This is a genomic window from Peristeroidobacter agariperforans (assembly GCF_004138335.1).
Taxonomy (GTDB): domain Bacteria; phylum Pseudomonadota; class Gammaproteobacteria; order Steroidobacterales; family Steroidobacteraceae; genus Steroidobacter; species Steroidobacter agariperforans.
This window is the reverse complement of the sequence record NZ_RYFW01000002.1, coordinates 1,179,126-1,199,164: the sequence shown is the minus strand read 5'-3', so window position 1 is coordinate 1,199,164 and position 20,039 is coordinate 1,179,126. Positions and strand designations below refer to the sequence as shown.

The window sequence follows — 20,039 nt, the reverse complement described above, 5'->3', positions numbered from 1 at the left end:
TCAGGTTTGCGCGGCCGGCAGCGGCGCGGCCTCATGAATCAGGTTTTGCGAGCGCAGCTCCTGCCAGAACTCGGCCGGAATACGGGTCCGGTAATACGTCATGGTCTGTTCGACCTGCTGCGGACCGCCGAGCCCGGGGATGACGGAGGCGACCTGCGGATGCGCCAGAGGAAATTGCAGGGCGGCGGCGGGCAGCGGTACGTTGAACTCGCGACACACACGCTCCAGGCGCCGCACGCGGAACACGATGTCCGTCGCTGCGACTTCATAGTTGAAACGTGGCGCGACATCGCTGCGGGTTCCCGTGGCGAGAATGCCCGAATTGTAAGGGCCGCCAATGACAACCGAAGTTCCTCGACGCGCGCATTCGGGAAACAGCACATCGAGCGCTTTCTGCTCCAGCAATGTGTAACGGCCGGCGAGCAGAATGACGTCGAGGTCGGTCTCCTCCATCAACTCCAGACAGACCTGAACCTCATTGACACCGATACCGACGGCGTCGAGCTGACCCTCGGCGCGAAGTTTGCCGAGCGCACGCAGCCCGCCGCCGTGAATCAGCTCCTGCAACCGTTCCGGGTGGCGATAGCCGTGCGTCATTCGCCCGATGTCGTGCACATACAGCATGTCGATGCGAGCCACGCCGAGCCGTTGCAAGCTCGACTCCCACGACCTCATCACACCGTCATAGGAGTAATCGAACACCGGCGTGTACGGCATTGCGGAACGGAAACCGAAGCGTTCCGAGTCATCGATGACTTCAGGCGCGGGCTGCAGCAGCCGACCGACCTTGGTCGACACCACGATGCCCTCGCGCCCCTTCAGGCCCTCGCCGACCCGCTGCTCGCACAGGCCAAACCCGTAATAAGGCGCGCAGTCGACGTACCCGATACCTTCGTTGAACGCAGCCTCCAATGTCTCGTGCGCTTCCGCATCGGACATGGGGCGGTACAGATTGCCCAGGGACGCCGCCCCCAAACCCAGCTCGGTCACTTGCAGCCGCGTGCGTCCGACCGCGCGTCGCGGCAGGCAACTCTCGATCACAGCGGGAAAGCCGAGCATGCCTGCATTCTCACATATGATTGTGCTTTTATCTATAGAACTTCGCCCCGGCGCGGCCGCTGGGGCGCCAGGTTCCGATAAGAGCATTGCCGCCGTCGCCGGCGAGAATGTCAGGAATTGCCCGAATTCCCGCGCCGCCCGGCGCTTCGTTGGAACAGGCGCAGCGCTGCTTCGTTTTCTTACAGCACTGTCGATCGGATGAGGAATTTCATGCCCAGAGCCCGAGCCAAGGCGCCGGCCAGCGACGCCGCCCCCTGGTGGTTGATGGACGGCGACGAAGAATGCCCCGGCTGCGGCCAGCTCTATATATATGAGTTGGAGTTTCGGTGCCCGGAGTGTGACACGACGACATGTATCCATTGCCGGCGGCGCCACTCCGATGGCCGCCTGGTGTGCGGCTCCTGCCATGATGTTGGAGGAACGGGCGATGGCGGCTAGAGCGATCTGGAAAGGCGAGCTGCAGCTCGGCAAGCACAACGTCGGCGTGAAGTTCTACTCCGCCATCGAAGACCGCAGCATCCGCTTCCACCTGCTGCACGAGAAGGATAAGGCGCCCGTCGAGCAGCACATCGTCCGCAAGGACACCGGCAAGGATGTGCCGAAGGAAGAGATGCGCAAAGCCTTCGCGGTCGGCCCGAATACTGCCGTGATCTTGCAGCCCGAGGAGCTCGAGGAACTGGTGCCGCCGGAGTCCCGCGAAATCGAGCTGCTGCGATTCGTGCCGGCCAGTGCGGTCGGCGACCAATGGTACGAGCGCCCCTACTATCTCGGCCCCGACGGCCACACTGACGATTATTTCGCGTTCGGCGAGGCGCTGGCCCGCAAAGAAGTGATCGGCATCGCCCGCTGGGTCATGCGCAAGAAACGTTACCTGGGTGCGATCAGCGCCGTCGATGGCTATCTGATCATGACCACGCTGCGGCGTGCGGAACAGGTACTGAGTTTCTCGGGCGTCGAGCCCGCCAGGTCGGCCACGCCGCAAGCGAACGAGCTGAAGCTCGCGGAGCAACTGGTCAAATCCATCGAAGCGGATTTCGATCCGGAGCAATGGCAGAACGAATACCGCGAGCGCTTGTACAAGCTCATCGAGGCCAAGGCCCGCGGCGAGAAAATCAAGCCCGCGCCCGTCAAGAAGAAGCGCGCGGAAGGCAGCCTCGCCGACAGCCTGAAGGCCAGCCTCGCCGCGGCCAAGGAGAAGAAAGTTGCCTAGTCGCAAACGCAAACGCGCGCCTGAACCGCAGCCCGAGGATGAAAGCTCGAGCGCCCGCGTGCGCTCGCTGTGGTCCGGGACGATCACTTTCGGTCTCGTCAGCATCCCGGTGGATCTGTTGACCGCCGTGCGGCCGCGCCAGACGGCGATGAAACTGGTCGATACCGACGGACACGCGCTGGGCCGCCAATATCACTGCTCCAAGGAAGGCAAGAAACTCGATTACGACGATCTGGTGCGCGGTTACGAAACCGACGACGGCAAGATGGTGGTGATCACGGACAAAGAGTTCGAATCGGTGGCGCCGGAGATGTCCGCCGACATCGAGCTGCGCAGCTTCGTGCCGCTCGAACAGGTCCCTGCGCTGTACTTTCAAAAACCCTACTTCCTCGCCCCCGCCGGTAAGTCGGCGAAGGCATACGTGCTGCTCGCTGAAACGATGCAGCGCACCGGTCGTGTTGCCATCGGCAGCTTCGTCATGCGCGGCCATGAGTATCTGGTTGCGATCGTTCCGGACAATGGCGTGCTGCGCCTGGACACGCTGCGCTACGCCGACGAGATCCGCACGCCAGAAACGATCGGCCTGCCGAAACGCTCCAAAGCAAGCGCCGCCAAGGTGACGCAATTCGCCAAGGAGATCGAAGCGCTGACTCACCAGGCGCTGAAGATCGCAGAGCTCGAGGATCAGGATGCCAGAAAGCTGCAGTCGCTGGTGGAGTCCAAGCAGAAAGAGCGCGACGACGTGATTCATCCGAAGGGCGCCGAAGCCGCCGAAGACAGCGAGGGTGAAGGCGCGAAGGTCATCGATCTCATGGAAGTGCTGCGTAAAAGCCTGTCCAACAGCGCGGTCGTGCGCACCGCCGAGGCCAGCGAACCCATCAACCTGGCGGAACGGCGCGCCCAGCGCGAAGCCCGCTCGGCCCCTGCGAAGAAGAAGGCCCCAGCCAAGGCAAAGCGCAAAGCTCCGCGTAAACGCGCCCGGCGCAGCTAGCCGCAGTTTGTGTCGTAATGTATCTACGGCGCGCATCTGCAATTGCGCTTACAAAACCGCGCTTGTCACGAAATGCTTTGGCCATAGCTTGGGAGAACACTGTCGCGGTTCTTCCTGGTGAGGTCGATCATGTTGAAACAAGTTGTGGCCTTGTCCATGTGCCTGCTCTCGGCCGCGTGCACTGCCGGTGACACGTCTGCCGAACCCATTCCGCCGACGAACCACGCAGCGGCGCCGTTGGCTCCGGAGTTCAAAGGCATCAAGCAATGGATCAACAGTGAGCCGCTGACGTTGTCAGAGCTACGCGGCTCGGTGGTGCTCGTCGAGTTCTGGACGCGAGACTGCATCAACTGCATCCACGTCATGCCGCACATCAAGGAGTGGCACGCGCGTTATCGGGATCGAGGCCTGACGGTCGTCGGCGTGCACACACCCGAGTACGAGCACGAGAAAGTCCCCGCGAATGTGCAGCAGACCGTCAAGCGCTTCGGCCTCGAGTACCCGATCGCGCTCGACAACGATTACAGGACCTGGGATGCCTACGGCAACCGCTTCTGGCCGGCGCTGTACCTGATCGATGCTGAAGGCCGCATCGTGTACCGCCACTACGGCGAGGGCAGCTACGCCGAAACGGAAGCTCGGATTCAGCAACTACTAGCCAATCGCTGACTGGCCGCAGGTCGTGCAAGGTCAAGACGCCCGGCAGACGTGACTCTACAGCGGGTGGCGCACACGGACGTGTCCCCTCGACGGACAAGGGCTCGACGCCGGTTGAACGCCTAGCACGATGCCATCGCGGCGCAGCTGCTCGAGCATGTCCCACCCCTGCTCCAGCAGTGCGTCCGTGGGAAGGCCAGCCTCAGCAGCAAGCACAGCCAGATGTTTCCTGCCGGTCCACGGGTTCGATGACAGCGACACCAGCAATCGATAAGTCACCACGGAGAGCTGCAGAAACCGAACGCGATGATCTGCGCTCCGATGCAACAGCAACAAGGTAGGCTGTTCCGGAACCGTCGTCGGCACCGACTCAGGGCCGATGTGAGCGACTGCCCAGCGGTAGGCCAGCGGCATGGCGAGCGGAGATAGCACGGGGACCTCTTCGATGAGATCGCCGTCGGGATCATGGTCCGGCGCACACGCATCGGAAAGATGCAGCTTGGTTTCCATCCATTCGTAATGCGCCAGCTCCGCCAGCCACTCCGGATCGTCACCACGCGTCTGCAGGTAGCTGACGAACTCGCCAGCGATCTGCGTGAACAGCGGCGTCTGCGAACGATAGTCCGCATAGAAGTCACGGACGAGTTTCAGCCAGACCTCGCGCTCCAGCGTCTGACTAATGACTGGAAATCCGTTCGCCAGCTGCGACTGCAGGGAGTTGAAGAACAGGTCGCGATACACCTTCATCCGACGGTCCTCGATCCCCGCCGGCTTGGGATGATGATCGGGATCGCGCAGGTGACGCGCGAAAGCAAACTGCTGCTCTCGAAGCGTATTAGCCATCGTGCGTCAGCGCCCGCTGCAGAGTCTTGATCCGCGCTACTTCCCTCAACAACTCAGGGAGCGGCGGAAAGTTGAAATCGCGCTCGAGCAGCGTCGGGCGCACGCCGAAGCGTTTGTACGCCACCGCCAGCAGCGACCACACCCCTTCTTTCACGGTCGCACCATGCGTATCGACCTTGAGATCGGGCGCCTCGTCGTGGTGACCAGCGACGTGGAACGAGACAACGCGCTCGCGGGGCAACTGGCCGAGAAAGTCACGCGCGCTGTAAGCGTGATTGCAGGCATTGACGAACAAGTTGTTCACGTCGAGCAGCAGATCGCAATCCGCCTCTTCGAGCACGGCCGTGACGAACTCGACCTCGCTCAACGCCCGATACGGCGCGGCGTAATAGGAAATGTTTTCCACCGCGATCCGCCGGCCTAGTACGTCCTGCGCCTGACGAATGCGACCGGCGACGTGCTTGATCGCCTCCTCCGTAAACGGCACTGGCATCAAGTCATACAGATGTCCGTCATCGGAGCAGTAACTCAGGTGCTCGCTATAGAGTGTCACCTTGTGCCGGTCGAGAAATTCACGGGTGCGCGCCAGCAGCTGCATGTCGAGCGGCTCGGGCCCTGCGAGCGACAACGACAATCCATGACAGCTCAAAGGAAACCGGCTCGACAGTTCATCGAGACGCGCACCGAAATGGCCGCCGACACCGATCCAGTTGTCCGGCGCGCACTCCAGAAAATCCACGGCGTCGTCCGGCATCTGTTGCAGCTCAGGCAGCAGACTCCGACGCAGCCCGAGTCCGGCCGAGGTCGGGGTGATGTCCTTGGTCACAAACGCTACTCCGCGACGGGCGCGCCCCGCCATCGCGGGACGCGCCGTCAATCAGCTGTTACTTGCCGAGCACAGCGGCAATGCTGAACTTGTCCGCTGGCATCTCCTTGCCGTTCGCTTCGTAGACCGAGCGCAGGAACTTGTAAGCTTCGGCCTGGCTGATGAAGCCATTCTTGTCGGTGTCGATCTTGACGAACGCCGCCTCGCGCTCAGGCGCCACGGCCAGGAATTCGGCCTTCGATACCTTGCCGTCGTTGTTGGCGTCGGTCCTGGCGAACGACTCGTCGCCGCACTTGCCTTCGCCACATTTGCCCTCGCCGCATTTGCCTTCGGCAGTCTTGGCGGCAGCCTTGGACCCGCCACACTTGCCTTCACCGCACTTGCCTTCGGCAGTCTTGGAGGTCGGAGCGGCAGTCAACAGATAGCCGTGGGCCATCGGCTGAGCAGCGAACGCCGAACTGGCGAGCAGCATGCCGCCGGTGAGCGCGATGCCGACGGCGCCGAGGCCGGCCTTGTTGGACGATGAATTTTTGGACATAGCTTTACTCCGGAAGTAGACGTGGCGTGCCACGCGGGTTGAGAGACCGCCCTGGGGCGGAGGATCGAAGGTGTCGCCAGAGGAGGTGATCCAGGCTCGCGCGGCCGGCGCCCTGCAGAATCAGCGGCAGCAACATCACCAGGTAGATGAGCGGCAGCTTGTAGTTGCCGAAGCCGTGATCGGTAATCGAGTAGCCCTGCCACAACTCGGCCACGGTCGACCATTCCGCCGGCCAGTGCACAGCTGCGATCGCTACGACAGTCAGCACCGACAGCGCCACGGCAAAGAAACGAGTGCCGAGTCCCACCAGCAGCGCGAGGCTGCCGAGCAGCTCGAGCCACGTCGCGAGCGCCCAATTCACGTCCGGGCTCAGCAGCGAGAACGGCGGCGGAAACTTACCGGCCAGCTCGGCGAACCAGTTCTCGCCGTGCAGCTTCTCGAGTCCGGACTCGTAGAACTCCCACGCCAGCAACACGCGCAAGCCCAGGGGACCGAGCCACTCTCCCACCCCGTTCAAACGGTCCATCGGGATGGACGCCCACTTCAAAGACATCGTCGCGGCCTCTTCTGCTGCTGCATTGGACGGCGATTCAACGCGACGCATGTATCCGGATCGTTTCGCCGACCGGCCGGTTGCCGGGCCGTGTGTATCGAACTGTATCCGGGCGAAAAATCCCCGGATTTGCTTACAAAAGCGGCGCGCCCGCCGGCGTGCGGTTGCCGTAAAATCCGTCTCGCCAGTTGCTCTGGCGCGAGGACGACGAGTGGACCCTATCGATCATATTCTGGTCGTCGACGACGACCGCGAGATCCGGGAGATGGTGGCGAAGCACCTGACCAAGAACGGTCTGCGCGCTTCGGTCGCCAACAACGGCCGCGAAATGAAGGCGATGCTGGAGACCAACAGCATCGATCTGATCGTGCTCGACGTGATGATGCCGGGCGACGACGGCCTGGTGTTGTGCCGGCAACTGCGCGAGAGCAAGCACCGTTCGATCCCGGTCGTGATGCTGACGGCGCGCGACGAAGAAACGGATCGGATCGTCGGCCTCGAAATGGGCGCGGACGACTACGTGACCAAGCCCTTCTCCGCGCGCGAGCTGTTGGCCCGGATCAAAGCCGTGCTCCGTCGTACGCGCATGCTGCCGCCGAACCTGCAGATCACCGAGGCGAGTCGATTGATCGCGTTCGGCAACTGGCGTCTCGACACGACTTCCCGCCACTTGCTCGATCGCAACGACACAGTCGTCGCACTCAGCGGCGCCGAGTTTCGATTGCTGCGTGTATTCCTGGATCATCCCCAGCGCGTGCTGAGCCGAGACCAGCTGCTGAATCTCACGCAAGGCCGCGACGCCGAGCACTTCGATCGCTCCATCGACTTGCTGGTGAGTCGTCTGCGTCAGCGGCTTGCAGACCATGCGCGCGAACAAAGTTATATCAAGACTGTGCGCAGCGAGGGCTATGTGTTCTGCATGCCCGTCACGCTGATCGGCGGAGACTCCTGAAGGTGCGCTGGCCCGCGTGGATGTCACGTCTCGTGCCGCGAACCATGGCGGCCCGATTGTATTTGATCCTGTGCACGGGCCTGCTGGTCGCGCACGCGTTGTCCGCCAGCTTGATGCTGTACGAGCGCTATCTGTCCGCCCGCTCCATGCTGTGGAGTAACCTGGAGCACGATGTGAGCACGGCGGTCGCGCTGCTCGATCGCCTGCCCGAACAGCAACGCGCCGACTGGCTGCCCCGCCTGGAACGACGCACGTATCGATACATCCTGGGCCCGGGCGAAGTGAACGAGCAGCCGCTCGACGAGGTCGGCCGCGGGATGACACAAATGATCGTCAGCTCGCTGGGCGACCAGTTTCCGGTGACAGCGAACAGCACCTCGCAAGATCCATATCGGTTTCAGGCGCACACTCGGCTCAGCGATGGCTCGCCCCTGACCATCGAGGTCACGCCTTCGGTGATGCCGATCGCCAAGTGGTTGCCGACGGTGCTGGGCGCACAGGTCGTGCTATTGCTCGCGTGCGCGTGGATCGCGGTACGGCTCGTCACTCGTCCGCTCGCCGATCTGGCCCGCGCGGCCGAATCCATCAGCCCAAGCGGCGGCGGCCAATATCTGAAGGAAGGCGGCCCGACCGAGGTGGCGCACGCGGCTGCTGCGTTCAACGCCATGCAGGACCGAATCGGCAGTTACCTGCGTGAACGCATGCAGATACTCGCTTCCATTTCCCACGATCTGCAGACGCCGATCACTCGCATGTCACTTCGGGCCGAAGCGTTACAGGACTCGAATGAGCGCACCAAGCTGCTGGAGGATTTAGGTGAGATGCAGCACCTGGTGCGCGAAGGTGTCGCTTATGCACGCAGCTCGCATGGTGCGACCGAGTCTCCAGTCAACGTCGATCTGAATGCGTTCCTGGACAGCCTCGTGTACGACTACCAGGACATGGGCAAGCAAGTGACGTTGACTGGCAAGGTCGATCAGCCCGTCAACACGCGCCCGCATGCGCTCCGTCGCGTGATTGGCAACCTGCTCGACAACGCCATCAAATATGCCGGCGCGGGCGAAATTGCAATCCAGCGCACCGACGGTGGCATCGCGATCGGCGTGCTGGATCGTGGGCCGGGCATTCCGGACGATCAGCTCGAAGCCGCGCTCCAACCGTTCTATCGATTGGAGCGCTCACGTAGTCGTGAAACCGGCGGCGCGGGTCTCGGCCTCGCCATCGCCCAGCAGCTCGCGATTGCGATCGGCGCAACGCTAGAACTGAGCAACCGCGACGGCGGCGGACTGCAGGCCGTGCTACTTCTGCCCGCGAAAGCGCCGGCCTTGTAGGTCCTGGCTTGCGACCCCATGGTGAGCTTCACTTGGTAAGATGGCCGTTTCACGGCGAGGCTTGCTCATGACCGCTCCCCTCAAAATCGACTTTGTTTCCGATGTTTCCTGCCCCTGGTGCGTGATCGGCTTGAAGTCGCTCGAGCAGGCGCTCGCACAGCTTGGCCCCGAGGTCAGCGCCGACATTCATTTCCAGCCGTTCGAGCTGAATCCACAGATGGCGCCCGAGGGCGAGGACATCGTCGAGCACATAGGCAAGAAGTACGGCTCGACGCCGGAACAGATGCAGGCCAATCGCGAGGGCATCCGTGCGCGCGGCGCGGAGCTTGGGTTCACATTCAACATGGACAAGCGCGCACGCATCTACAACACGTTCGATGCGCATCGTCTGCTGCACTGGGCAGAGCATGAGGGCCGGCAGCTCGAGCTCAAGCGCGGGCTGTTCGAGGCGTACTTCACCGACGGCCGCAATCCCAGCGATCACGAGGTGCTCATCGAGGTCGCCTCGCGAGCCGGTCTGGATGCGGAGCAGGCAAAAGAGATTCTGGCGTCGGACCGATATGCCGCCGAAGTGCGCGAGCGCGAGCAGTTGTTCGGTCAGCTCGGCATTCGGGCCGTGCCGTCGGTCATCGTCAACGACAAATATCTGATCCAGGGCGGCCAGCCCGTTGCCGTGTTCGAACAGGCGCTGCGCAAAATCGCCGCCGAATAGTTTTTCAGCTCACGCGGCGAGGGCTACACCCTCGTCGGCGGCGAGCATGACGTCGATATCGAGCAGCAGAATCATGCGCTCGCCGAGCGTGGCGAGTGCGGGCACGAAGTTTCGATCGCTGAGCGTAATGCCGGACGGCGTCGCTTGCACGTCGCGCCGGCGCGGCGCTGACTGCCGAGCTCATGCGTAACTTCCCCGGTTATCCCTGTCGACCGTACCCGATCGTCACAACGGCCAGGTACTTGAGCGAGCAGAAGCCGATTCAGGTCCCGCCCTAGCTCCGCGTCGCCACCGGCAAGGTCAGGCGGAAGATAGCGCCCCCGCCAGGACTGCGTTCGGCCCACAGCCGTCCGCCATGGGAAATCACGATCTTCTGCGAGATCGACAGGCCCAGGCCCAGGCCCGAGGGTTTGGTGCTGACGAAAGAATCGAAGACCCGCTCCAGCATCGACTCCTCGATGCCCGGTCCCGAGTCGCGCACCGAGAGCTCGACCCCCAGGGTGGGGTGCATCGACGTGCCGATCCAGAGCCGGCGCTGGCCCGGTGCGACACTCTCCATGGCGTCGCACGCGTTGACGATCAGGTTGAGGATCACCTGTTGAATCTGTACTCGATCGGCCGCGACCCGCGGCAGCTCGTTCCCCAGGCTCTGGATGGCGACGACCTGCCGCCGGTGCAGATCGGCGCGCGACAGCGCCAACGTTTCCATCACCAGCTCGTTCAACGGCTCGGGCCGGCGATCCGTCGGGCTGTACCGAAGCATCGACTGCATGCGCCTGATGACCTGCGCGGCCCGGCGATTGTCCGCGATGATGTCTGCGAGGATCGGCCTGACCTGCTGCACGTCCATCTCGCCGCTGGCGAGCAGCGCCGAAGCAGCCTCCGCATTGGCGAGCATCGACGCCAGCGGCTGCCTGATCTCGTGGGCCACGGCTCCGGAGATCTCGCCCACCGTCGCCACGCGCGACAGATGCGCCAGCTGCTGCTCCCTGCGAGCCGCTTCGGCAAACGTCGCCTTCCGCTCCTGGAGCACCGCCGCCAGCATCAGCAACGGAATACAGATCACATTTAGAAACAACACGGTCGTGAGCGCGTTGCGCACCGGCGAGTGCACGACGAACGGCCCCACCTCGTGCAATACGCCCCAGGTCGCGAACGCCCCGAGCAGCAGCACCGAAGCGCACACGCCCGCAATCTCGTAACGGACCGTCGCCCAAATGAGCAACGGCAACGGTGCATACAACAAGGCCGGCGCGCGCTCGTCATACACGCCGGGCCAGACGAATACATACACGCAAACGACCGCGAGACAAACGCCGATGATGCAAGCTTCGAGCAGCCTGCGCCGATCGAGAGTGGGCCAGCCCCGCTCCGAGCGCAGGGCGAAATGAATGATCAGCGGCACCAGCGTGATAGTGGCAAATGTGTTGGTGCTGGTGCGGGCGACCACGGTCAACCAGAAGTCGTCGGTCAGCCCGAGCGGCACGAAGGCCATCGCCATGGCCACGCTGGTGATCAGCGGCGCAGCGATGCCGCCGATCAGCACCAGGTTCGTCATGGCGCTCAACTGGCCGAGACGCCGCGGCTCCGATTCGAAACGCAACAGGGCCGCGGCGCTGATCGCGGCCTCGGCGCTGTTGACGATGTATTGAATGACGATCTGCGAGGCCGGCGCGTCCGAGACCTGCGCCAGCACGTGACCTGGCAGGATCGCTGCAAGATAGATCCACCAGCGGTTCACGGGCGCCAGCAGCAGCGCCGCAAACAAAATGGCGTTCGGCGCCCACAGCGCCGAAACCGGCGCCGACGGAAACGCCAGCGCCTCGCCCAGGAAGGCAGAGAACAGATAGGCAAGCGCGGTCGCCGCGGGCCCGACGCCGAGTCGGGCCCAGCTCTCTCGATCGATCATCGACGCAAAGCGTCGAACAGGCCCATCCGCCCGGTCATGCACGGTCGCGTCCCTCGCTGCGACATTTCAGCAAAATAGGTGAACCCTGCCGAGTGGAAATATCGCGCGCCCCGATCGGCAATGAAGATATCTGATTGGCTGACCGAAGCTCGATTACATCGTTGCCGGCTGATGCGCACAAGCTCGGCACAATTAGCCCTTGGGCCAAGATGCAGCCTCCGGGGGAAACGATTTAATCGCCCTCCACCCTCGCTGAGCCCTCGGGCTCGTGCAACTTTGCCTCTGGAGGTGCAGATGCAATCGCCACTGGCTCGGACGCCTTTGTCCCTGGTTCGCTGCGAATCCCACCGCGACTCTCTCGCCGATGAAGAGGCAGGTCATCTCATGGCCGACATCCCCTTGTCCCAGGACTCGAGCGTGATCGAGCACGCCTTCGAGAACAGCCACGACTGCATCGCAGTGGTCGATATGCAGGGCATGGTCGTATACATGAACCTGCCGGGCTCGTACCTGATGGGCCTCGAGGGCCGCCCGCCGCAGCAGCGCGTGTCGTGGTCCGAGCTGTGGTCGCCGGACAATCATGATCTGGCCGAATACAGCATCGACGAGGCTCGCTCCGGGCACCAGTGCCGCTTCATGGCGTGCCGGCCTACCGCCAGCGGGCTGCCGAGGTGGTGGGACATCGCCGCCAATCCTATTTTCGACGCGCACGGCGTGCCATCACAAATGTTTTGCGTCTGCCGCGACGTGACCGAGCTCAAGCAGGCCGAGCGCTCGCTGCAGCAGCAGCTCGCGTCCAAGGAATTGTTGCTGGTCGAGGCCAGCCATCGGGTCAAGAATCATTTAGCGGGCATCGCCGGAGCACTGGCGCTGCAGGCCCGTTACAGCGGCGACGAAACGGTTCGCGCCTCGCTGCAACAAGCGCAATCCAGGATCCAGGCTGTGGCTTGCATCCATCGCAGCCTGCAGCAGGGCCGCGCATTCGACCGGCTCGAGCTGTGTCCGGCGCTGGCCGAAATTGCCCGCGAAGCCATTGCGGCTTTGGGCGCAGAAGATCATATTGCTGTCACGATTTCGTGTCCGCAGGGGCTCACCATGGCGACGGACCGCGCCGTGGCTCTGCTGCTGATGACGACCGAGCTGATCACGAACTCGTTGAAACATGCGTATCCAGACAGCAATAAAGGTTCGGTGCGCATCAGTGTCAGCGGCGCGCAGCGCCACTTACTGTTACAAGTCGATGACGACGGCCGGGGCCTGCCGGGCGATTTCGATCCTCGTGTGAGCCACGGTCTGGGAATGAGGATAGTCCAGGGACTGGTCGCGCAGTTGGGCGGCGAGCTGCAAATCGAGGCGCAGTCCCTCGGCGCTCACTTCCGGGTGCGGCTGCCGACAGATACGCCAAAGAATGCCTCGCGCGACCGGCCCAGAAACCTGTCGAGCAACGTGACGCGAATGATCTGATCGTTTTTGTCGACTGCAGTCCGAGGGGAGACGAACGTTGACCAGGAACGGCACGTGGACGATGAGCCTGACCGGGCGCGCGTCCTTCGATTCCGCGGCGTTCCTGGCGCCGCTGAGTGGAGTGCTTTATTACCTGGCCGCCAGCCTCGAGCGCATGCTGCGCGAACCGGACGGCATCCTGGTGTTGTTCCCACAACATGGAGTGCTCGTTGCGCTGTTCATGACGACGCCCCGCGAGCGATGGTGGCTGATCGCCGCCGCAGTCGTGCCCGCTCACCTGATCGCGTATTGGAGCACCGCCCTGCCGTGGTGGCAGCTGGCCTGGCAAGCGCTCTTCAGCTGCCTGATTGCCACCGGTATCGCCGCGACGCTGCGTGTATTGCTTGGGCAACGCAACCCCTTCGACAGCTTGCGGCAGTTCTCGGTCTATATCGTCGCCGCCGTGATCGCCGGGCCGGTGCTGTTGACGATTTTCTCGCCGACCGTCGCTCCGCAGCTGCTGAGCGGCGCGCTGCCTCTGGCAGTCGAGAATTGGCAGGCCGAAGCCATTGCCAGCTCGCTGGCAATGCTGACCTGGGGCTCATGGACGTATCTGGCCCTGCTCCCCCAACCCGGTTGGCTGCAAAGGCGCACTGCCCCGCAGTATGCCGAGGCCGGCGCGATCGCCATTGCGCTGTACGCTTGTTTCCACCTGGCGTTCGTCAGTAACGCCGAGAATCACGCAGCGCTGTATTTGTTTTTCATTCCGTTGCTCTGGCAGTCGGTGCGCTTTGGCGTCCATGCGGCGGCCGCCGCCGTCACGCTCATCGCAACTCTGGCCTCCGCGGCGGATCGCATCCCTCACAGTGTCCGCCTCCAGGACGCCCCGCAGGCCGCTGCCATGGATCTGCAAATATTCCTGGGGGTGTTGGCGCTGACCGCCGTGGTGATCGCGATCGTCGTCGAGGAGCGCCGCCGGGTAGCGCAAGCCATCTCCGAAAGCGATGCACGCTATCGAGCCATCGTCGACAGTCAGACCGACTTCGTCTGCCGCAGCCTGCCCGACACGACGCTCACCTTTGCGAACGCCGCGATCTGTCGTTACTTCGGCATGCCGCGCGAGCAAGTGCTCGGGACCCAGTGGCTGGAATTTGTCCCGGAGGAGACTCGCGCCGAGTTGCGGCAGTTGCTGAGCCGCGCCACGCCGGAGAATCCGACCTTCATGTTGAAACATCCGGTGCAACTTCCCGATGGACGCACCGGCTGGCAGGAGTGGACCAACACCGCCATCTTCGATGCCGAGCAACGCCTGGTCGAGTTTCAGGGCACCGGTCGCGACATCACTGCGCTGGCGCAGGCGGAACAGGCTCTACGAAAAAAAGACGAGCAGCTCTCGCTCATCGCACAAGCCGCGGGCGACTTGATCTACGAATGGGACATCGTGCGCGGCGAACTGTGGTCCAGCTCCGGCGACGAGCGCAGCGAAGGCACGCCGAGCGTGCGGCACCTGAGCATGGACGCGTGGGGTTGCTGCATCCATCCGAACGATCGCGATCGAGTCGCGCGCGACTGCCGCCAGGCGTTGCGAGGCACGGCGGGCACGTGGGAGTCGGAATATCTTTACATCGGGCGTGGTGGCGATCCGCCACGCTGGGTGCGTCACCGTGCCTATATCATTCGCGATGAGAGCGGTGTCGCCGTGCGCATGATTGGCGCGATCACCGATCGCAGCGATCACAAGAATCTCGAAGAAGCCAATCGAACCCTGCAGCGCTTCGCCCGGCTCGCGATGCTGGGCCAGATCACCGCCTCGATTGCCCACGAAATGAATCAGCCGCTCGGCGCAATCCGTTACAACGCCGAAGCCGGCCTGCTGTTTCTGAATCGCGGGCGTTACGACAAGCACGAGTTCCAGGCAATCTTCGACGACATCTGCCGGGACAACCGCCGCGCCACCGATCTCATCGGCCGCCTGCGCGAGTTGCTCCACGATCACGAGTTGCGGCTCGATTCGGTGGACATGAACGAGGTCATCAACGATGTGATCAAGCTGCTGCGGATCGAGATCAGACAGCGTCACGTGCACATAGAAACCGAGTGCAACGAACTGCCCACCGTGCTCGGCGACTACGGGCGCCTGCAACAGGTGCTGCTGAACCTGATCCTGAATGGCATGGATGCCATGGCCGCGCAGCCCGAAGCCTGCCGGCGGATCGCAATCCGCACGGCGCGCATCGGCGCCACGCGCATTCAGGTTCAAGTCATCGACCGCGGCTCGGGCATCGATCCGGCGACGCTGCCGAAAATCTTCGATTCTTTTTTCACCAGCAAAGACCATGGGATGGGGCTGGGTCTGGCCATCGCCCGCTCCATCGTCGAGGCGCACGGCGGGCGGATCTGGGCGAAAAACAACGCCGACGGCACGGGTGCAACGTTGGCATTCGAAATGGACAGCCTCGGAGCCAATGTGATGCTGTCATCGTCTGGAAGTAGCGACAGATACGGCGCGCGGCTGAACTGATCTCACATAATCAGGCTGCATTTCCGATTTTTTGTAGTCCCTGGAACGCTGGTTATTGCGGCAATTCGCGATAACGCGTACACCAGCTTTGGAACACTGCCGCACGACAGGCGTTGTCCCGCGGCCGTGTACCGGGTCTGGCAGCGGCATGTTTGGCTCAATGAATCAGAACTACAGCCCCTTAAGGTGTACCTGAGATGAGTTGGTCCGAGCGCGACAGCGAAGGGTCACGGAACTGCCGATGAACGCAGTCGTCCTGCTGATCGATGACGATCGACGGATTCGCAATAGCCTCGGACGGCTGCTGCGCGTGATGTCGTACGACGTCGTCGAAGCCGCCGATTGGGATGCAGCCCTCGAGCTTGCGGCCGAGCATCGCCCCGACGTGGTGGTTACCGATCTGCACATGCCGGAGCACAGCGGCGTCGATATCGCGCGACTGCTGCGCAGTCATCCCGAGTTCGGCAACACACCCATCATTGCTCTGACCGCCACTCCGCCTCGCGACGACGAAACCATTTCGCTGTTCCACAGCGTTTTGGAGAAACCTTGCGCGGCGGAAGATCTCCAGCGTGCCTTGACCGAAGCATTGCAAACTCACAAGCACTGACACCGCACTAGCGCGCATTGGTCCGTTCTAGAAATCGCATCAGCCCGCGCGCGGTCAGCGACGAAGAGAACAAAAAGCCTTGCGCCATCTGCACACCCGCTCGCGCGAGCGCGTCGGCTTGATAGTGCGACTCCACTCCTTCGGCGATCACCTGCAACTCGGAATGAGTCAACAGCGAGCGCAAACCAGGCAGCCACGCCGGGTCCGGCGCGTGCGCTGCCAGCTGCGCAATCAGCTTGCGATCGATCTTGATCACCTCGAAGCGGCCGCGCGACAGCACGGCAAGATTGGCGCCCGAAAGAAACACATCATCGAGCGCCAGCCGCACGCCGTGCTCGGCCATCTGGTTGAGTGCGTTCAAGCCGAGCTGGTCCGGCACGCCGCGCTCGGTGATCTCCAGCAGGATTTGACTGACGTGGGCACGTAGGCCGGAACGCACGGCGGCATACTCCAGACCACCGCGTCCGAGAATTTCCGGCGGCACATTGATGCTGATGTAGATGTCGGAGTGCTCGGTCAGCCAGTGGTCGAGCTCCTGGGCGATGGTGTCGATCACCCAGTAAGTGAGCCGCCCCGACAGCGGCGTGTTCTCGATCAGGTCGACGAAGCGGCTCGCATGCCACACCGTGCCCGCGCGCAGCCAGCGCACCAGCGCTTCGGCGCCGACGCAGCGCTGCGTCACGAGAGAAACGATGGGTTGATACTCGACGAACAGCTCACCCCGATCCATGGCAGCGCGCACGTCTTCGAGCGTTGGCGTGTCCTCATTCACTGCACGTTCCGTCATTGCGCGAGCCGCGAGCCGAATGTAAGCGCGACACGCAAACGCCGCTATGAGCACAAGGGCCAATGCGGACGGCTTGGATTCCCTGTTACGTAGACTGTCGGCGTCCATGGAGCTGCTTGCAGATGTTCTCCGATGCGGACACCTATTTCGCGATCCTGCTGGCCGTGCAGATCGCCATCCTCGCCGTGCTCGGCGTGCAGAGCTTCATGCGTCATCGGGCACGCTCCAGAGCGCGACAGAACTATACCGACATGACGCACGTGGCCCGGCTCGCCCTGGCTTCTGAAATCACCGCGTCGGTTGCGCACAAAGTCACTCAGCCGCTGAGTTCGATCCTGGCCGATGTAGAAACCGCGCAGTTGCTCCTGAATCGCAAGGAGCCGGACCTCGCCGCTGTGCGCGATCTGCTGGCCGATGTGCGCAAGGAAGATCTGCGCGCCAATCGTTTCGTCGACAGCATGCGGCTGCCGATGCGCAAGCACGAGCTGCAGTTCGAGCGTGTCGATGTGAACGAGCTGATCGCGGAAGTTCTGTCGATGGTGCTGCCCGATGCCCTGCGTCGCAAAGTCGCGATCCAGAGCACGCTCGAGCCGGGGCTGCCGCGCATCCCCGCAGACCGTTTACAGTTGCAGCAAGTGCTGTTGAATCTGGTCGACAATGCGCTCGAGGCGATGGAACACACGCCGGCCCGACAACGCCGACTGCTGGTGTGCACCGAATTGCACGACGACGAGAATGTGAAGGTCGTGGTGCTCGACAGCGGCGCCGGCATCGATCCCACGCAGGCGCCGCGGCTGTTCGACTCGTTCTTCACGACCAAGAGCGATCGCCTGGGCCTGGGCCTGTCGATGGCCCGCGCCATCGTGCACATGCACGGGGGAGAAATCTGGGCCGAACGCCGGCCGTCAGGCGGCGCCGCCTTCATGTTCACTGTGCCGTTGTCGCAAAAGAACGAGCCTGCGCCCGATCGGACGCGCGCGGTCACGAACTGAGCTCGTCAATGTTCGAAGACGCGTTAGCCAGCGTGCGGGAGCATCCGATGGCGTGGCTGGCGCTGCAGCTCCTGCTGCTGATTCTCGCCGTCCTGGTCTCCTACGCAATCACACGCGCGCTACTGGTTCGGATCTTGGGCCGAGCCGCGCGCAGGACCGGTCCGCGCTTCGACGATGCCATCCTCGGCCCGGGCGTGATCCCGAGGCTCGCTCAGGTCGTCCCTGCGCTGGTTGTTTATTATGGCTCCACGCTACTGCCGGCGATTCCTGACGCCGCCCTGCCCGCCCTGCGCCGTTTCGTGAGTGTCTATCTCGTCGTCGCGATCATGACCGCGATCATGAGTCTGCTCACCGCCATCGGCGCGGCCTACGAGCAATACGATCCGGAGCGCGCCCGCATGCATCCGATCAAGAGTTATCTGCAGCTCGGCAAGATTCTCGTGGGCATGGTGGCGGCCATCTTCATCGCCGCCGCGCTGTTCGATCGCGATCCCTTGCTGATCCTCTCGGGCCTGGGCGCGATGACCGCGGTGCTGATGCTCATTTTCAAGGACACCATTCAATCGTTCGTCGCCGGCTTGCAAATCTCCGCAAACGACATGCTGCGGGTCGGCGACTGGATCGAGATGCCGCAGGTCAAGGCCGACGGTCACGCCATCGACCTGTCGTTGCACACGGTGAAGGTGCAGAACATGGACAACTCCATCACCTCCATTCCCACCTGGCGCCTGTTCAGCGAAAGCTTTCGCAACTGGCGCGGCATGTTCGATTCCGGCTCGCGACTCATCCAGCGCGCGCTCCTGCTCGATCAGACATCGATTCATTTTCTCGGCGCCGCGGAATGGGAGGGATTGCAGCGCTTCGCACTCATCGACGACCACCTCGCGAACAAGCGCGCGGAGTTCGTCATGGCCGCCGATCTGGATCCCGTGAACGTGCGCCGTTCCACCAACGCAGGAATATTTCGGGCGTACGTGCGAGCGTATCTAGGCGCGCATCCGCACGTCCGGCACGACATGGACATCCAGGTGCGCCAGCTGCAGCCCACGCCGACGGGCTTGCCGCTGGAGATCTACTGTTACACCGCGACCGACTGGCAACGCTACGAAAGCGTGCAGGCCGAAATCTTCGAGCACTTGCTCTCTATTCTTCCCGAATTCGGCCTGCGCGTGTTTCAACAACCGAGCGGCGTCTCGAAGGCAGCTAGTGAGTCGCGTCTGCCGCGTTCGATCGACGACGTTTTTGCGCATACTCCTCGATGACATCCGCACTGGCGGACTCGGCCCACTCCACGCCCTCTTCCACTTTGTTGCCGGCCCTGCGAGCCGCGTCCGACAACTCTTCGCCCGCCGCCTGGGCAGTGTCCTTCGCTGCACGCAATCCTCCGCGCCCGTCGTGGTCCATGGCGCGCTGGAACTCTTCGGCGACCGCGACGCCAAACTCGCCTAACGCCTTGCGCTCGCGGATGCCCCAGATCAACAGCGCGCCGCCGGCACAGGCGCCCAGTACCCGACCGGTCGTGCCCCAAGCGCTGCGTCCCGCGGCCGAGCGGAATCTGTGACCATTCTCGATCGAGGACTCACCATTGCCGAGATGGTCGCTTAGGTGGTCGGTGATGACGAACACACCGGGTTGACGCCGCACTTCATCTAGCAACCGTTGATGCTCATGAGGCATCAAGCGGCCACGCAGAAAGACATGTCCGTGATCCACGGCTACGTCGATGGATTCCGGATGCGCCACCGACTGCCGGATAGCGCCGCAGACGGTCTTGCTGACTGCTCGGTCCGACTTCTGACGAATCGGCGCCTGTGCTTTGCCTCGCGAAGCAAAGTAACGGTCCGACGCGTCGCGCCGTATGTCTCGCGTCTGCCGATCGATGCTACGCGCCGCGCGCCTGCACTTGTCTTGCAGCAGCACCCGTCGCTCGCGCCCGCTCACCGGATCCAGGAAATACACGGCCGCGGCGGTGAGCGCCACGCCGACGATCGATCGTGCCAGAGAGTTCATGCAAATCTCCTTGAGCTTTTTTGGTAGGACGGCGCCGTCGGACGCCAGAGCCCGTTCGATGCTACGCGGCGCACACGCCGACGAAAGATGGACCA

At 63.0% G+C, this 20,039-nt stretch carries 21 protein-coding genes; 12 read left to right on the top strand and 9 right to left on the bottom strand.

Features of this window, described 5'->3' with window-relative positions:
* The gene (locus EK373_RS19060; protein WP_129645293.1) at positions 1–1,059 is read right to left on the bottom strand and encodes an aldo/keto reductase; all 1,059 of its coding nucleotides are present in this window, start codon (positions 1,057–1,059) and stop codon (positions 1–3) included.
* 210 nt (positions 1,060–1,269) lie between these two features.
* Between EK373_RS19060 and EK373_RS33395 the strand changes: the two genes are divergently transcribed.
* The 4 genes from EK373_RS33395 (at position 1,270) to EK373_RS19045 (ending at position 3,929) form a co-directional block, all read left to right on the top strand.
* Complete coding sequence (locus EK373_RS33395) at positions 1,270–1,497, top strand: hypothetical protein (RefSeq protein ID WP_198683434.1); 228 nt, start codon at positions 1,270–1,272, stop codon at positions 1,495–1,497.
* A complete protein-coding gene (gene ku, locus EK373_RS19055; protein WP_157994425.1) occupies positions 1,487–2,269 on the top strand; it encodes a non-homologous end joining protein Ku in 783 nt (260 codons plus the stop codon). Before EK373_RS33395 ends, ku (EK373_RS19055) begins: the two co-directional genes overlap by 11 nt.
* Entirely contained in the window at positions 2,262–3,260 is a 999-nt protein-coding gene (ku, locus tag EK373_RS19050; RefSeq protein ID WP_129645291.1) for a non-homologous end joining protein Ku, read from the top strand. Before ku (EK373_RS19055) ends, ku (EK373_RS19050) begins: the two co-directional genes overlap by 8 nt.
* Positions 3,261–3,389: 129 nt before the next feature.
* Entirely contained in the window at positions 3,390–3,929 is a 540-nt protein-coding gene (locus tag EK373_RS19045) for a thioredoxin family protein (protein ID WP_198683433.1), read from the top strand.
* Between the two features lie 45 nt (positions 3,930–3,974).
* On the opposite strand, the gene EK373_RS19040 is transcribed toward EK373_RS19045, so the two are convergent.
* The 4 genes from EK373_RS19040 to EK373_RS19025 are packed head-to-tail and all read right to left on the bottom strand — an operon-like array spanning position 3,975 to position 6,677.
* Positions 3,975–4,760, bottom strand: coding sequence for an HvfC family RiPP maturation protein (locus EK373_RS19040; protein WP_129645290.1), 786 nt, complete (start codon positions 4,758–4,760; stop codon positions 3,975–3,977).
* Complete coding sequence (locus EK373_RS19035) at positions 4,753–5,586, bottom strand: HvfB family MNIO-type RiPP peptide maturase (protein ID WP_232831156.1); 834 nt, start codon at positions 5,584–5,586, stop codon at positions 4,753–4,755. Before EK373_RS19035 ends, EK373_RS19040 begins: the two co-directional genes overlap by 8 nt.
* Before the next feature lie 58 nt (positions 5,587–5,644).
* Positions 5,645–6,124 carry an HvfA family oxazolone/thioamide-modified RiPP metallophore gene (locus tag EK373_RS19030; RefSeq protein ID WP_129645289.1) on the bottom strand — a complete coding sequence of 160 codons (480 nt, stop codon included), beginning with the start codon at positions 6,122–6,124 and terminating at the stop codon, positions 5,645–5,647.
* Between the two features lie 4 nt (positions 6,125–6,128).
* The gene (locus tag EK373_RS19025) at positions 6,129–6,677 is read right to left on the bottom strand and encodes an HvfX family Cu-binding RiPP maturation protein (RefSeq protein WP_232831155.1); all 549 of its coding nucleotides are present in this window, start codon (positions 6,675–6,677) and stop codon (positions 6,129–6,131) included.
* 211 nt (positions 6,678–6,888) lie between these two features.
* Here EK373_RS19025 and EK373_RS19020 point away from each other — a divergent pair, with 211 nt between their 5' ends.
* The 3 genes from EK373_RS19020 (at position 6,889) to EK373_RS19010 (ending at position 9,672) form a co-directional block, all read left to right on the top strand.
* The gene (locus EK373_RS19020; RefSeq protein ID WP_129645288.1) at positions 6,889–7,629 is read left to right on the top strand and encodes a response regulator; all 741 of its coding nucleotides are present in this window, start codon (positions 6,889–6,891) and stop codon (positions 7,627–7,629) included.
* A 44-nt stretch (positions 7,630–7,673) separates the two neighbouring features.
* Positions 7,674–8,960 carry a sensor histidine kinase gene (locus tag EK373_RS19015; protein ID WP_198683431.1) on the top strand — a complete coding sequence of 429 codons (1,287 nt, stop codon included), beginning with the start codon at positions 7,674–7,676 and terminating at the stop codon, positions 8,958–8,960.
* Positions 8,961–9,027: 67 nt separating this feature from the next.
* Positions 9,028–9,672 carry a DsbA family oxidoreductase gene (locus tag EK373_RS19010; protein ID WP_129645287.1) on the top strand — a complete coding sequence of 215 codons (645 nt, stop codon included), beginning with the start codon at positions 9,028–9,030 and terminating at the stop codon, positions 9,670–9,672.
* Between the two features lie 9 nt (positions 9,673–9,681).
* Here the strand turns inward: EK373_RS19010 and EK373_RS33085 are convergent, their stop codons facing one another.
* Both EK373_RS33085 and EK373_RS19005 read right to left on the bottom strand, forming a co-directional pair.
* The gene (locus EK373_RS33085) at positions 9,682–9,822 is read right to left on the bottom strand and encodes a hypothetical protein (protein WP_157994424.1); all 141 of its coding nucleotides are present in this window, start codon (positions 9,820–9,822) and stop codon (positions 9,682–9,684) included.
* A gap of 124 nt (positions 9,823–9,946) precedes the next feature.
* Positions 9,947–11,581, bottom strand: a complete 1,635-nt coding sequence (locus tag EK373_RS19005; protein ID WP_129645286.1) for an ATP-binding protein — start codon at positions 11,579–11,581, stop codon at positions 9,947–9,949.
* Between the two features lie 384 nt (positions 11,582–11,965).
* On the opposite strand from EK373_RS19005, the gene EK373_RS19000 reads away from it, so the two are divergent.
* The 3 genes from EK373_RS19000 to EK373_RS18990 all read left to right on the top strand — a co-directional run bounded on the left by EK373_RS19000 (position 11,966) and on the right by EK373_RS18990 (position 16,155).
* Positions 11,966–13,045: a sensor histidine kinase gene (locus EK373_RS19000; RefSeq protein WP_198683430.1), complete on the top strand. Its 1,080-nt coding sequence runs from the start codon at positions 11,966–11,968 to the stop codon at positions 13,043–13,045.
* A 37-nt stretch (positions 13,046–13,082) separates the two neighbouring features.
* A complete protein-coding gene (locus EK373_RS18995; RefSeq protein ID WP_129645284.1) occupies positions 13,083–15,545 on the top strand; it encodes a PAS domain S-box protein in 2,463 nt (820 codons plus the stop codon).
* 241 nt (positions 15,546–15,786) lie between these two features.
* The gene (locus tag EK373_RS18990; RefSeq protein WP_129645283.1) at positions 15,787–16,155 is read left to right on the top strand and encodes a response regulator; all 369 of its coding nucleotides are present in this window, start codon (positions 15,787–15,789) and stop codon (positions 16,153–16,155) included.
* Positions 16,156–16,162: 7 nt separating this feature from the next.
* Here the strand turns inward: EK373_RS18990 and EK373_RS18985 are convergent, their stop codons facing one another.
* On the bottom strand, positions 16,163–16,942 hold the full coding sequence (locus EK373_RS18985; protein ID WP_157994423.1) for an EAL domain-containing protein: 780 nt from the start codon (positions 16,940–16,942) through the stop codon (positions 16,163–16,165).
* A gap of 122 nt (positions 16,943–17,064) precedes the next feature.
* Here EK373_RS18985 and EK373_RS18980 point away from each other — a divergent pair, with 122 nt between their 5' ends.
* Positions 17,065–17,934 carry a sensor histidine kinase gene (locus tag EK373_RS18980; RefSeq protein ID WP_157994422.1) on the top strand — a complete coding sequence of 290 codons (870 nt, stop codon included), beginning with the start codon at positions 17,065–17,067 and terminating at the stop codon, positions 17,932–17,934.
* Positions 17,935–17,942: 8 nt separating this feature from the next.
* The gene (locus tag EK373_RS18975) at positions 17,943–19,196 is read left to right on the top strand and encodes a mechanosensitive ion channel family protein (protein ID WP_129645280.1); all 1,254 of its coding nucleotides are present in this window, start codon (positions 17,943–17,945) and stop codon (positions 19,194–19,196) included.
* On the opposite strand, the gene EK373_RS18970 is transcribed toward EK373_RS18975, so the two are convergent.
* Positions 19,138–19,944: a hypothetical protein gene (locus tag EK373_RS18970; protein WP_129645279.1), complete on the bottom strand. Its 807-nt coding sequence runs from the start codon at positions 19,942–19,944 to the stop codon at positions 19,138–19,140. The two genes, EK373_RS18975 and EK373_RS18970, sit on opposite strands and share 59 nt — an antisense overlap.
* Positions 19,945–20,039 lie beyond the last annotated feature (95 nt).